At 58.2% G+C, this 13238-nt stretch carries 11 protein-coding genes; 9 read left to right on the forward strand and 2 right to left on the reverse strand.

Annotated elements, in window-relative coordinates; all coding sequences use genetic code 11:
• Positions 1-13: 13 nt before the first annotated feature.
• The 5 genes from QPJ95_RS05475 (at position 14) to QPJ95_RS05495 (ending at position 4142) form a co-directional block, all read left to right on the forward strand.
• Complete coding sequence (locus QPJ95_RS05475; protein ID WP_390923778.1) at positions 14-496, forward strand: SH3 domain-containing protein; 483 nt, start codon at positions 14-16, stop codon at positions 494-496.
• Between the two features lie 271 nt (positions 497-767).
• Entirely contained in the window at positions 768-1787 is a 1020-nt protein-coding gene (locus QPJ95_RS05480) for an ABC transporter substrate-binding protein (protein ID WP_270919315.1), read from the forward strand.
• A 112-nt stretch (positions 1788-1899) separates the two neighbouring features.
• Positions 1900-2667, forward strand: a complete 768-nt coding sequence (locus tag QPJ95_RS05485; protein ID WP_270919316.1) for an ABC transporter ATP-binding protein — start codon at positions 1900-1902, stop codon at positions 2665-2667.
• Positions 2660-3469 carry an ABC transporter permease gene (locus QPJ95_RS05490; protein WP_270919317.1) on the forward strand — a complete coding sequence of 270 codons (810 nt, stop codon included), beginning with the start codon at positions 2660-2662 and terminating at the stop codon, positions 3467-3469. Before QPJ95_RS05485 ends, QPJ95_RS05490 begins: the two co-directional genes overlap by 8 nt.
• Positions 3470-3533: 64 nt before the next feature.
• Positions 3534-4142, forward strand: a complete 609-nt coding sequence (locus tag QPJ95_RS05495) for a carboxymuconolactone decarboxylase family protein (protein WP_270919318.1) — start codon at positions 3534-3536, stop codon at positions 4140-4142.
• A gap of 12 nt (positions 4143-4154) precedes the next feature.
• Here the strand turns inward: QPJ95_RS05495 and QPJ95_RS05500 are convergent, their stop codons facing one another.
• Positions 4155-5435 carry an adenylate/guanylate cyclase domain-containing protein gene (locus QPJ95_RS05500; protein ID WP_270919319.1) on the reverse strand — a complete coding sequence of 427 codons (1281 nt, stop codon included), beginning with the start codon at positions 5433-5435 and terminating at the stop codon, positions 4155-4157.
• Positions 5425-5733 carry a nitrate/nitrite transporter NrtS gene (gene nrtS / locus QPJ95_RS05505; RefSeq protein WP_270919320.1) on the reverse strand — a complete coding sequence of 103 codons (309 nt, stop codon included), beginning with the start codon at positions 5731-5733 and terminating at the stop codon, positions 5425-5427. Before nrtS ends, QPJ95_RS05500 begins: the two co-directional genes overlap by 11 nt.
• A gap of 403 nt (positions 5734-6136) precedes the next feature.
• On the opposite strand from nrtS, the gene QPJ95_RS05510 reads away from it, so the two are divergent.
• From QPJ95_RS05510 to QPJ95_RS05530, 4 genes are all read left to right on the forward strand, one after another.
• Positions 6137-8350, forward strand: a complete 2214-nt coding sequence (locus QPJ95_RS05510; RefSeq protein WP_270919321.1) for an NADP-dependent isocitrate dehydrogenase — start codon at positions 6137-6139, stop codon at positions 8348-8350.
• A gap of 344 nt (positions 8351-8694) precedes the next feature.
• Complete coding sequence (locus QPJ95_RS05515) at positions 8695-11067, forward strand: methyl-accepting chemotaxis protein (protein ID WP_449301432.1); 2373 nt, start codon at positions 8695-8697, stop codon at positions 11065-11067.
• 88 nt (positions 11068-11155) lie between these two features.
• Complete coding sequence (locus QPJ95_RS05520) at positions 11156-11410, forward strand: hypothetical protein (protein ID WP_270919395.1); 255 nt, start codon at positions 11156-11158, stop codon at positions 11408-11410.
• Positions 11328-13238: a methyl-accepting chemotaxis protein gene (locus tag QPJ95_RS05530; protein WP_390923780.1), complete on the forward strand. Its 1911-nt coding sequence runs from the start codon at positions 11328-11330 to the stop codon at positions 13236-13238. The genes QPJ95_RS05520 and QPJ95_RS05530 overlap by 83 nt, the downstream gene beginning before the upstream one ends.

The raw sequence follows: 13238 nt of genomic DNA on the forward strand, positions 1-13238 counted from the left end.
GGCAGCGCTATGCATGCTGCTGATGCCCTCCCTCTGCCTTTCGGCTGGCAACCCGGCGCCCGAGCATCCGCGGGGTTCGGTGACCAACCTGCCGCTGCCCCGCTTTGTGTCGATGAAGGCATCAGAGGGCAACGTGCGGCGGGGCCCGTCGCTGACGCACCGGATAGACTGGGTGTTCAAACGCCGCGACATGCCGCTGGAAATCACCGCCGAATACGGCCATTGGCGCCGGGTCCGTGACCGCGATGGCGTCGGCGGCTGGGTGCATTATGCCTTGCTGTCGGGCACCCGCACGGTGCTGATCGAGGAAGACATGCTGACCGTTCGCGCACAACCCAATAAGAACGCGCCGGTCACCGCCGCCTTTGAGCTGGGCGTGGTGGCCCGCCTTGGGGCGTGCTCGCCGAACTGGTGCCGTATTTCAGCCGGCGGCTATCGCGGCTGGGTGCCAAAGGCCAAGCTGTGGGGCGTCACTCCGCAAGAGTTGCGCGACTGATTTTCCCCGTCTTTTCCCCGTCTTGTCCCCGTCAGCCTGTCGCCGTAAGCGTCACCACCCGCCGCGTCCTCTGTCGTGCCCTCTGTCGTGCCCTCTGCAGGGGCCGTTTCGTGCGGCAATCGCACGGCTGTGACGTCAAATGAAGCGATATTGGCTTTCCCGACAGCTCCGATTGACTCCGGTATCGCTGCGGTCAAGATAAGGCCAATTACTATCGCGACTGACCGGTCGATACGTCGCGGCAAGGATGACCACTCTGAGAGGGAAAACCATGATTTCATTGAACCGCCGCAAGGCACTGGCACTGATGGGCGGCACCATTGCCGCCGCTGGCCTGTCAACTCCGGCACTGTCGCAGGGCCGCAAGATCACCGTCGGCGCGCTGCGTTTCACCAGCCACTCGGCCAGCTTTATCGCGCTACAGCGGGATTACTTCAAACAGGCCGGTCTGGATGTCGAGCTGAAGTTCTTTCAGGCCTCCACCCCAATGGCTGTGGCGATTGCCTCGGGCGATGTGGACTATGCGGTGACTGCGATGTCTGGCGGTCTGGTGTCGCTGGCCGATAAGGGCGCCATCAAGATCATCGGTGGCGCGCTCTCCGAAGAAGCCGGCATCGACGGTCAGAAATACCTGGTCTCGGACGCGGCATTCCAGGCCGGCGTGACCAGCCCGGCGATGCTCGACGGCAAAAGCTATGGCATCACCAGCGCCGGATCCTCGTTCCACTACATGGGTTCCAAACTGGCGCAAGCCGAGGGTATCTCGCTGTCCTTCAAGCCGCTGCAAAAGGTTGGCGCCATCATCGGTGCGCTGAAGTCGGGCCAGATAGACGCCTGGTCCATCGTGCCCCATATCGCCAAACCGCTGGCCGGCTCGGGCAAGGTCCATATCATCGGCAATGTCGCCGACTATATCCCTGACTATCAGGTCACCACCGTATTCACCTCGGCCAAGAACGCAGCCGATGAACGCGGCATGACCGGCGATTTCCTGGCCGGGTTCTCAAGGGGTGTTGCGGATTACAACGCCACCATGATCGACCACGCCCACGGTGACGACGGTGTGGTCGAGATGGTCGATCTGATCCACAAATACGTCTACGCCGACCGCCCGCGCGAAAAGGCTGCCAAGTCGATCATCAACGGCACCATGCGGCTGAACGAGGGTGCGGCGCTGAACACCGCATCGCTGCAGGATCAGCTGAGCTGGTACCAGTCCGAGGGTTTGGTGGGCAGTGACATCACGCTGGAAACAGTTGTCGACAGCAGCTACGTCAAGACACTGGGCTGACTACTCTTTCGCCCGGCCGATAGGTCGGGCGGCGCCTGACCTTCCCCACGGGAAGGCGCTTTGCACCTCCCCAAGGTCAAGCGCCGCCCTAATGCCCACAGGACCATAACCCATGGACATTCGCCTCTCTGGCGTCAGCCATTTCTACGATCAAACCGAAGTTCTGCGCGACATCTCGCTGGAGATCCCATCCGGGCGGATTGTCTGCATTGTCGGCCCCTCGGGCTGCGGCAAATCCACCCTGCTGCGGCTGATTGGCGGGCTGGAGCGGCCCAGCGCGGGCGAGATCCATCAGCTCGGCACCCCTCCGGCCGATTGCCTGAACCCGCTGACCTATATCTTTCAGGACTTTGCCCTGCTGCCCTGGCGCACGGTGCGTGGTAATATCTCGCTGGTGCTGGAGGATCACGGCATTCGCGGCAAAGCGGCGGCTGAGATCATCCGCGATGTGCTGGCCCGCACCAAACTGTCTGATTTTGCCGAGGCCCTGCCCAAGCAACTGTCCGGCGGCATGAAACAACGGGTGGCCATTGCCCGGGCGCTGGCGGTGAACCCGGCGGTAATGCTGATGGACGAGCCACTGTCGGCACTGGACAGCCAGACCCGTGAATTGCTGATGGATGACCTGATCGCCCTGTGGAGCCGCACGCCGTTCACGGCGGTCTATGTGACTCACAACCTGGCCGAGGCGGTGCGTCTGGGCCATTCCATCGTGGTGATGTCGCGTCGCCCCGGTCAGATCCGCGAAATTGTGCATCTGGACACCCCTCTGGAGCAGCGCGGGTTGGGCAATGCCGAGATGGACGAAAAACAGAAATACCTGTGGCAGCTGATGCGCGATGAAGCGCGGGCGGCAGATGCGGAGCTGATAGATGTCTGAGCTGTCAAACCACAATGAAATGCACCAGGTGCCGTTTCGCGGCGGCGGTTTTGCCCCCACTGGTCGCCGTGGGGTCGGGCTTGCCGTCTTCATGGCGCTGATTGCCCTGGCCGAGCTTGGCACCCAGACCGGCTTCATCACCCCGCTGACCCTGCCCAAGCCGTCGGACGTGCTCAAGACCTTTGGCGAGCTCTATAGCTCGGGGCTGCTGTGGAAACATCTGAGCGTGTCGCTGTCGCGGCTGCTGGTGGGCGCCACCCTGGGCGCCAGTGTCGGCATCGCGGTGGGGGTGATGATCGGGCTGTTTTCCTATGTGCGGGCCGGGTTGCTGCCGCTGGTGGCGGCGCTGTTCCCGATCCCCAAGATCGCCCTGCTGCCGCTATTCGTGATCTGGTTTGGCATCGACGAGGGCTCAAAATACGCGCTGATCGCCTTTGGCACCTTTACCCCCACGGTGGTGGCCACTTACGGCGCGGTGGACAATGTGGACCGCGGCCTGATCCGCATGGGGCAGAGCTTTAACCTCAGCTGGTGGTCGATTGTTCGCAAGATCGTCCTGCCCGGCGCCATGCCCGGCATCCTGTCGGGGCTGCGCATCAGTCTGGCCATTGCCATCATCCTGCTGGTCGCGGCTGAAATGCTGGGCGCGGAATATGGCATTGGCGCCTATATCCTTGAGGCCGGCTCGCTGTATGATCTGGAACGGTTGTTTGTAGGGGTCGCCATCCTGTCTATTCTGGGGGTGACGCTGAGTGCCTGCATCGGCATGATCGAGCGGCGGTTGCTGCGCTGGCGGGTTTAGGTTTTGCCCGGCCGATAGGCCGGGCGCGCCTGACCTTCAACAATAGTATGACAAGGAACACCTCATGGCCTGGATCAAAACCATCCCCTACACCGACGCAGTGGGTAAGCTGAAGATGCTGTATGACCGGGTCAAAGGCCCTGATGACAACGTCGACAACATCATGATGATGCACTCCTTGCGCCCCCATTCAATGGAGGGGCACATGGCGATCTACAAATACGTGCTGCATCACACCGGCAATACGGTGCCCAAATGGTTCCTGGAAACGCTGGGGGTCTGGGTCAGCCGCCTGAACGACTGCGACTATTGCGTCGAGCACCATTTCTCGGGGCTGAAGCGGTTGTTGCAGGATGATGCCAGGGCAGATGCGCTGCGGGCGGCGATCGAGACCCGCAACATATCCGCCGCGCCACTGGACGAGGGCCAGAGGCTGGCTATGGGTTATGCCCGCCAGCTGACCCGCGATCCCGGCGGCATGACCCAGGACATCGTGCTGCAACTGCGCGCGGCCGGCTATACCGATGGCGAGGTGCTGGAGATCAATCAGGTCACCGCCTATTTCAACTATGCCAACCGCACTGTGCTGGGGCTGGGTTGCTCGACCGAGGGCGACATTCTGGGCCTGTCCCCCAACAAATCGGCAAACCCCGAGGACTGGAGCCACAGCTAGCAGCCGCAGGTCTTATTCCCCCAACTGCTGTTCGAACTCTAGCTGAATGCGACGCAGCTCTTCGATAGCGGCACGAATATCGCTGCTGTCGATCACATTGACCTCCACATGATCGCCGCTGCGCGACAACCGTCGCCGCTGCAAGCGGTCACGGTGCGCGGCGGATCGGAACTCCAGCACTTTGAAAACCTCAACAGGGCGCGAGAACCCCTTTGGGTTTACCTCACCAACAGAGTCACAGGCCACATGTTCAGAAATCAGACTAAACGTGCTGTCCGAGATCAACACGCTGCCCGGATCGGCCAGCCCCTCCAGCCGGGCCGCCAGATTCACCGGCCGCCCCAGCACGGTGTAATCAAGCCGCTGGTCCGAGCCGAAATTGCCAACCGTGCAATAGCCCGAGGTTATCCCCATTCGCACCCTCATCGGTTTGGGCACCCCCAGCTTTTTCCAATGGCTTTGCAGCTCGCCCACACGTTGCTGCATCCGCATCGCCATCTCCACCGCCTTGAGCGCGTCTTCCTCTTCGCCGTCACTGTCGGGGTCGCCAAAAAACACCATCACCGCATCGCCGATGAACTTGTCGATGGTGCCGCCACATTGGAGCGCAATCAGCGACATCTCGGACAGGTAGGAATTGATCACCATCGTCAGCCGCTCGGGCTCCAGAGCTTCGGACAGGTCGGTGAACTGTTCGATGTCGGAAAAGAAGATGGTCAGGTTCTTGCGCTTGGTTGCGATACTGCCGTCCTGCTTGCCTGAAAATATGCTGTCGTAGATCTGCGGTGACAGGTATTTTGCCAACCGATTGGCCAGATGCTGCAGCTGAGCGCTTTTCTCTTCGATGATCTCGCGATCGCGGATTTTCTGTTCCAGCAATACCTCGCGCTCGTGCCGCAGGTTCCATTCGTCTGTTCGGTCAACAAACTGACCCTGAATACCGTTCAAATAGGAAAAGCTGTCATCTTCGGTGCGTGTCGACATCAGTGCAAAGACCCGGCTGTTGCCGTTGTCGGTGATATGGATTTCGGGAATCCGCACCGAGCCCTGTTCGCGAATGCCGGAAATCCAGGTATCAATCTGCGCTCCGGGCACCCCCAATTGCTCCAGCACATCGGGGAAATAGGCGTTTGAGACATTGCCCAGCACCGGAAAGAAGCGCAGGAAATTCTCGTTCACCTTGAGGATTTCAAAGTCTTGATTGGCGTAATAGGCCGCCGTGATGGCATTTCTGAAGTTGAAAAAGCTCAGCTCGACGATATTGCTTTGGTTGAAAAAATCTTCAACTTTCATGGTCATGCTCCGGTTTCTGGCGCCGGTCTGCGCGGCCCGGGGCAAAATCCAGCTTCCATTGTGCCCGCTTGCCGGTGACCGCGCCCCAAGTGGTGACACAATAGGGTGTGAAATAGGTCAGCAGCACCTTCCAGGCAGGTGGAAATTCACCGCCAAATAGCTGATCTCCGTGATTTATCAAAGTCAGAGCCGAGCCCACGACAAGCGCAGTTGCCAGTGCCTTTTGCGGCGTTCCATCGCCCAACACCATGTGCAATACGCCGGGTTCTGTCCGCTGCGTCACCTTAGACTTGGTCATATTCCTGCCCCCTGCGTAAAACACTGGTTTGCGTTCTGGTCTGGTCCAGCCATCAGTCTGTCGGTCAGAGTCAAGCTGCTCAGACAGTCTAAAGAAGCTGTTCAAAAAAGCATGAACAAAATTCCACCCCCCCCAATGGGGTGTCAAAACCGCGATCGGATACCCTCCATTGCCGTGGCCCGCGCGGCGGGTTCTGCATCGCCAAACCAAAGCGCGTCAATATGTTCAGGCAATTATTGCCACAGGCAATTGAACGTCGGGGCTGCTTGTTTTACATGAGGCCATAATGTTTGCCGCGAGAGTCGGTCTCCACGAGACCTGCGCGGCAATATGGGATCATCAAAGGTGCAGTCCTGCTGCGCTGATTTACCAAGCTTCCAAGATCGCTGAAAGGTTGTGAACTATGTCAGATAAATCTAACCCCGACGTATTGTATACCATCGTAGACGAAGCGCCCGAGTTGGCCAGCGCATCGCTACTGCCCATCATCCGCACCTTTGCGGCGGCCGCAGGCGTCAACGTTGGCACCAAGAATATTTCGCTGGCCGCCCGCATTCTTTCCGCCTTTCCCGACAGTCTGACCGCTGCGCAGCGCCAAATCAACGATCTGGCCGAGCTGGGCACATTGGTGAAAACACCAGAGGCCAACGTCATCAAACTGCCGAACATCTCCGCTTCGGTGCCTCAGCTGGTTGCAGCCATCTCCGAGCTTCAGTCGCAGGGCTACGCGCTGCCGGATTACCCAGAAGAGCCCTCAACCGATGCCGAAAAGACAGCCCGTGCTGGCTATGACGCGATCAAGGGCTCTGCGGTGAACCCGGTTCTGCGCGAAGGCAACTCGGACCGCCGCGCCGCCAAAGCAGTGAAGACCTACGCCCAGAACAACCCACATTCGATGGGCAAATGGGCAAGCGACAGCAAAACCAAAGTCTCGTCCATGCCGGCCGATGACTTTTACGCCAACGAGAAAGCCGCGACCATCACCGCCGCTCAGGCAGGTGACGCGAAGATCGAATTTGTCGGCTCCGACGGCACTGTGACCACGTTGAAAGACAGCTGGCCGCTGGAAGAAGGCACCATTGCCGATGCGACCTTCATGTCCGCCAAGGCACTGGCTGCATTCCTGACCGATGCGATTGAGGACACCAAAGCCGACGGCACCATGTTCTCGCTGCACATGAAGGCCACCATGATGAAGGTCTCGGACCCGATCATCTTTGGCCACGCGGTCAAGGCCTGGCTGGCGCCAGTGTTTGACAAATTCGGCGCTGAGCTGGAGGCCTTGGGTGTCAACGCAAATTCCGGCATGGGTGACCTGCTGGACCGGGTCGCAGACAACGCCGAGATCATGGCCGCCGTTGATGCGGTGACTGCAGATCGTCCTGCCATGTATATGGTCGACAGCGACAAGGGCATCACCAACCTGCACGTGCCGTCCGATGTGATCATCGACGCCTCGATGCCGGCGATTATCCGCGCCGGTGGTAAAGGCTGGGACGCTGCTGGCAACAAGGGCGACACCAATTGCGTGATCCCCGACCGTTGCTATGCCACCATCTATGACGAAGCGATCAACTTCTTCAAAGCCAACGGCGCGCTGGACGTCACCACCGCTGGCTCGGTGGCCAACGTCGGTCTGATGGCGCAAAAGGCCGAAGAATACGGCTCGCACCCCACCACGTTTCAAGCCCCGGCAGACGGTGTGATCCGGGTGGTTCTGGCCAACGGCGACACCCTGCACAGCCACGGGGTTGAGGCGGGTGACATCTGGCGCGCCTGCACTGCCAAGAAAGCACCGATCGAGAACTGGATCGAGCTGGCGATGGACCGTCAACGTCTGACCGGCTCTGAGTCGATCTTTTGGTTGGACGCAGGTCGCGCCCATGATGCGCAGCTGATCGCCTATGTCACCCCGGCGCTGGCCGCAGCCGGTGTGGCCGACAAGTTCCAGATCATGACCCCGCGCGAAGCCACTGCGCAGTCGCTGAAGACCATCACCGCAGGCAACGACAGCATTGCTATCTCGGGCAACGTGCTGCGGGACTATCTGACCGACCTGTTCCCAATTCTGGAACTGGGCACCTCGGCCAAGATGCTGTCAATCGTCAAGCTGATGAACGGTGGCGGTCTGTTTGAGACCGGTGCCGGTGGCTCTGCCCCCAAGCACGTGCAGCAGCTGGTTGAACAAAACCACCTGCGCTGGGATTCAATGGGCGAATTCTGCGCCTTGGGTGAAAGTCTGAATTTCCTGGCCGACAGTCAGGGCAATGCCAAGGCCGGCATTCTGGGGGTTGCTGCCGAGACCGCGACTCAGGGCATTCTGGACAATAACCGCTCGCCGTCGCGCAAAGTGGGTGAGCCAGACAACCGTGACAGCCACTATTGGTTCGCCCGCTACTGGGCCGAGGCACTGGCCGCACAGTCAGACGATGCTGATCTGGCGGCGCATTTTGCTCCGGTTGCAGCCGATCTGGCAGCCAAAGAACAGCAGATCCTGGCTGAGCTGGCAGCGGCACAGGGTAAACCGGCTGATCTGGGCGGATATTTCCACACCGACCCGGCCAAAACAGCCGCCGTGATGCGCCCCAGCGCCACCCTGAACGCCATCATCGGCTGACAGTTGTTCTCATTGAGTTGAAAAAAGGCGTCCGCATCCGGGCGCCTTTTTTCTTGGCTGCATGATTTTGGCAGCGACATTTTATCGTCCCCAGCGACGCCCAACCTGAATTCGTTTTAAGACCACCTTACGGCCGAGAGATTCCAGCATCACCTGCCTAGGCGGTCAATAAAGAAGCTGACCGATTGCCTTTAAGTAGCTGATTGCAATCTTTAATTGCATAATATCTATAGAATATCACAACATTAACGGTACTGAAATGAATTGGGAACAGTTTATTGTCAGGCCATGGTTCCGTCCGGCCCTGTAAATAGTAACACCTGTTAGAAGAGAGATCCGCTATCATGACCAGCCTAGTCTCACTATGGAATGGCCTCCGGTTGAGTAAGAAATTACCGCTCTTGATTGCCTTACCTACAATCATGCTGACAATAGCATCAGGCTTCATATACACTTGGCAATCCCATTCGGCCCTTAAAGAAGATCGTGAGACGGCCTTTTATACGCTGTTATCTGAACGGCGCCACGCGCTGAAAGACTGGCTGGAACGGGTGGAAACTGAAACTCGAGCCATCAGTGCCAGCAAGAGCATTGCATCCGCCTTGGGCGAATTTGACAGGGCCTGGCAAAAACTGGGTGACTCCCCCGGAGAGCACCTGCGCAACGCCTATATATTCGATAACCCCAATCCTCTGGGTGAAAAAGATGAACTCGTAGTGGCCACAGACCAGTCGCTTTGGTCAAACCTGCATCAAGAGTATCATCCGGGGTTCCAAATCTTCCAACGCGAGCTGGAGTATTATGATTTTTTTCTGCTGAATCCGCAGGGCGACCTGATCTATTCGGTCTTCAAAGAAGACGATTTCGCCACCAATTTTCAGTCCGGCCCCTATAGCACGTCTGGGTTGGGAGAGGCATTTCGCGCGGCTATGACACTGCCTGAAGGCGAAGTTCATTTAACCTCGATGGCGGCCTATGCTCCCAGCCACGGGGCACCTGCCATGTTCATTTCCACTCCGGTTTTCCGCAAGGGCGAATTGCTCGGGGTATTTGTCCTTCAAATTCCAATCGATCACATGTCTGATATTTTGTCTCAATCAAGCATACTGGGCGAGACTGGATTGGTCTATCTGGTCCGTGAAGATGGGGTTGCCCTGACCGCATCCCCTCATACTGATGGCCATCAAATTCTGGACCCATTGCCCAACTTACCCCAAATTTCAGAATCCTTTCTCGAAGGGCACCATTCCTTGTCCGGTGTCAAAGGGCTGACAGATCAATTGGTCGAAGCTGAATCAATCCCATTTACATTCAGAGGCAAAACATGGGGCATCGTGTTGGAGATCGACAGCACAGAGGCCCTGGCCACCGAAAACGAAATGCTCCGCTCATCGGTGCTGCAAGTCCTGGTGGTTTCGTTGATCGTCGCCCTATTATCCTGGTTCGCCGCGCGCGGCGTTTCCCGCCGTGTCGTCTCACTGGCGCGCAGTGTCGAAAACATAGCGCAGAAAGATTATGATAGTCCGGTTGCCGACGCCGACTCGCGGGATGAATTTGGCACCATCGCCCGCACCCTGGAAGGCTTCAAAGCTGAGCTGAAAGCCGCATCATTGGCGCAAGAGGACGTAAAAATCCAGCAAGATCAACAGCGTGATGTTGTCGAGCAATTAAGTGGAGGTCTGCTCAATCTGGCCAACGGTGATCTGTCGCAACCGCTGGTCAAACCCTTCCCTGCCGACCATGAGCAACTGCGCAACGACTTTAATCGCACCCTGAAAACGCTTAGCTCAACCATTGATGAGGTGATCAGTTCGGCCGAAAGTATCCGCGGCGGCGCCACCGAGATCAGCCGCGCGTCGGATGATCTGTCGCAACGCACCGAAAGCCAGGCAGCAACGCTGGAGCAGACAGCGGCGGCACTTGAGGAAATGACGGCAAGCGTCAAATCCGCCGCCGATGGGGCCCATAGCGTGGAAAACATCGTCAACGAAGCCAAAGTCGAAGCCGAAGAGAGCGACAAGGTGGTGCAGCAAGCGGTGTCGGCAATGACCGAGATTGAGGAATCTGCCCGCCACATCAGCCAGATTATCGGCGTGATCGACGACATCGCCTTTCAGACCAACCTGCTGGCCCTGAATGCCGGTGTCGAGGCGGCACGGGCTGGCGAAGCCGGTCGCGGCTTTGCTGTGGTCGCCTCAGAGGTGCGCGCCCTGGCGCAGCGGTCCTCGGATGCAGCGATGGAGATCAAAACGCTGATCGTCGACAGCTCTAAACAGGTCGAGCATGGCGTAGATCTGGTTGGCAAAGCGGGCGAGGCCCTGAACAGCATCGTCACCCGCGTCGGCCATATCTCGCAACTGGTGTCCGAAATTGCCGTCGGGTCCGCCGAACAGTCCACCGGGCTGAACGAAATCAACATAGGTGTTACCCAGTTGGATCAGGTCACCCAGCAAAATGCCGCCATGGTGGAACAGGCCACCGCCGCCGGCCATTTGCTGATCTCTGATGCCAGCAAACTGTCCAAGGTGGTGTCACATTTCAGCATTGAGGGCCACAGTGGCCACCAGAGTGGTCGGCGACCTGTCACCGAAGATACCGATGAAGGGGCCGCCCCAACCGCGCATGGAACAGGTTGGGACAGCGAACCAGAGAGACTGCCCCGCGCAAGGTCCGCAAACGAATCCCCCGGTTCAGCCGGGGACTGGCAGGACTTCTAGTACGGGCCTCAACCAGCGTTACACGGGCCAGATACAGGTCCGTGTAATACCCGAAACAGGTCAGTCGGCATCCGTGCCGGCTTAAGCCATGCGTAACGATTTTACGGTAACTCCAGGCTTACAATATGAATGTGAGCCCAAAGAGGTGCCCGCCAAGGATGCTCGACATCCTGAACCCAGAATGGCGGCAGCATCGGCTTGGACTGAATGGAGCGCCCGACATGCAGAAGATGATACAGTCAATCGCCTTTCGGTTGACTATGCCAATCCCCCTATTTATCATAATTTGCCTTGGTATCGCCTGGGCAACCATTCCACGCGTTCTAGAAAAGAACACGATTGACTTTGCGACGTCCTCGGCAACCAATGTGGTCAACCAGATCAAAGCAATCCGCGGCTACTACACCCAAAATGTAGTCAAGGACGTCAAGAATTCGACTGATATATCGGCAGGGATCGACCATAAAAACGACCCCAGCGTAATCCCCCTGCCAGCAACTTTTGTACATGACCTAAGCAGCCTGTTTGCAAAACAGGGTCTCAGCTTGTCCCTTTATAGCGGCTTTCCGTTTCCGGGCAGAGCGGACCGCCAAATGGACGATTTCATGCAAGAGGCTTGGGCGTACCTGAACAATAATCCGGACGGCATCTACAAACGCCACGAAGTAGAAAACGGAGAAACCTTTTTAAGAGTCGCGGTGGCTGACCGCATGATAGACGAGGGCTGCGTCTCTTGCCACAATTCCCACCCTGACACGCCGAAGGTTGGTTGGCAGGTGGGCGATGTGCGCGGAGTTCTTGAGGTGCGCGAGAACATCCAGACCTCACTGACTGCCTCAAATACCCTGACCCGCAACATCCTGATTGGCGTGGCACTGTCCGGGCTTGGCATGATGCTGGTCGTGTTGTTCACCACCCGAACCATCACCCGCCCGATCGCCGAAATTTGTAAAAGCATGGAAGCCGTGTCTGCAGGTGATCTGGACGGAGATATCACATCAGCGGAACGTGGCGACGAGCTTGGCAAGATCGGCCAGACGCTGGTCAGTTTGAGAGACGACCTAAAGCGGGCAAGTAGCGCTGAGGAACAACGCGCCGAGCAGCAACAAGAACAGCAACAAGTGGTCGAGAAACTAAGTCACGGGTTGGACGATTTGGCAAAAGGTGACTTCTCGAAACCACTTGTCGAACCATTCCCTGCCGACCATGAACAACTGCGCAGCGATTTCAATCGCACGCTGAAGACCCTTAGCTCAACCATTGTTGAGGTGATCAGTTCGGCTGCCAGTATCCGCAGTGGCGCAACCGAGATAAACCGAGCGTCGAGCGATCTGTCGGAGCGTACCGAAAGTCAGGCGGCAACGCTGGAGCAGACGGCCGCGGCACTGGAGCAAATGACAGCAAGCGTCAAATCCGCTGCCGATGGGGCACACAGCGTGGAGGCCATTGTCAACGAAGCAAAAACTGAGGCCATTGAAAGTGACAAGGTGGTGCGGCACGCGGTGTCGGCAATGACCGAGATTGAGAAATCTTCCCGTCACATCAGCCAGATCATCGGCGTGATCGACGACATCGCCTTTCAGACCAACCTGCTGGCGCTGAATGCCGGTGTCGAAGCGGCACGGGCTGGCGAAGCCGGTCGCGGCTTTGCTGTGGTCGCCTCAGAGGTGCGGGCCCTGGCGCAGCGGTCCTCGGATGCAGCGATGGAGATCAAAACGCTGATCGTCGACAGCTCCAAGCAGGTCGAGCATGGGGTAGATCTGGTTGGCAAAGCGGGCGAGGCCCTGAACAGCATCGTCACCCGCGTCGGCCATATCTCGCAACTGGTGTCCGAAATTGCCGTTGGATCCGCCGAACAATCCACCGGTTTGGACGAAATCAACACAGGTGTTACCCAGCTGGATCAGGTCACCCAACAGAACGCCGCCATGGTCGAAGAAGCCACCGCAGCCAGCCACTTGCTGACCACCGATGCCAGCAAGCTGGCCGACCTGGTGGCGCATTTCAACATTGATGGCAACAAAGGCCGCCAGGGCAACAGCAAACCTGGCCCCAATAATGCCACCCCAGCGGCGCACGGAACAGGTTGGGATAGCGAACCAGAGAGACTGCCCCGCGCAAGGGCCGTCAACGAAGCGTCGCCATCAAAAGATGTCTGGGAGAACTTCTAA

This window comes from Parasedimentitalea psychrophila, assembly GCF_030285785.1.
GTDB lineage: Bacteria > Pseudomonadota > Alphaproteobacteria > Rhodobacterales > Rhodobacteraceae > Parasedimentitalea > Parasedimentitalea psychrophila.

Bases quoted from the DNA above. Each gene is read 5' to 3' on its own strand.
- QPJ95_RS05520 (WP_270919395.1), top strand. From the start codon at position 11,156: ATGCGTAACGATTTTACGGTAACTCCAGGCTTACAATATGAATGTGAG.
- QPJ95_RS05495 (WP_270919318.1), top strand. From the start codon at position 3,534: ATGGCCTGGATCAAAACCATCCCCTACACCGACGCAGTGGGTAAGCTG.
- QPJ95_RS05490 (WP_270919317.1), top strand. From the start codon at position 2,660: ATGTCTGAGCTGTCAAACCACAATGAAATGCACCAGGTGCCGTTTCGC.
- QPJ95_RS05480 (WP_270919315.1), top strand. From the start codon at position 768: ATGATTTCATTGAACCGCCGCAAGGCACTGGCACTGATGGGCGGCACC.
- nrtS (WP_270919320.1), bottom strand. From the start codon at position 5,733: ATGACCAAGTCTAAGGTGACGCAGCGGACAGAACCCGGCGTATTGCAC.
- QPJ95_RS05475 (WP_390923778.1), top strand. From the start codon at position 14: ATGCTGCTGATGCCCTCCCTCTGCCTTTCGGCTGGCAACCCGGCGCCC.
- QPJ95_RS05485 (WP_270919316.1), top strand. From the start codon at position 1,900: ATGGACATTCGCCTCTCTGGCGTCAGCCATTTCTACGATCAAACCGAA.
- QPJ95_RS05500 (WP_270919319.1), bottom strand. From the start codon at position 5,435: ATGAAAGTTGAAGATTTTTTCAACCAAAGCAATATCGTCGAGCTGAGC.
- QPJ95_RS05515 (WP_449301432.1), top strand. From the start codon at position 8,695: ATGACCAGCCTAGTCTCACTATGGAATGGCCTCCGGTTGAGTAAGAAA.
- QPJ95_RS05530 (WP_390923780.1), top strand. From the start codon at position 11,328: ATGCCAATCCCCCTATTTATCATAATTTGCCTTGGTATCGCCTGGGCA.
- QPJ95_RS05510 (WP_270919321.1), top strand. From the start codon at position 6,137: ATGTCAGATAAATCTAACCCCGACGTATTGTATACCATCGTAGACGAA.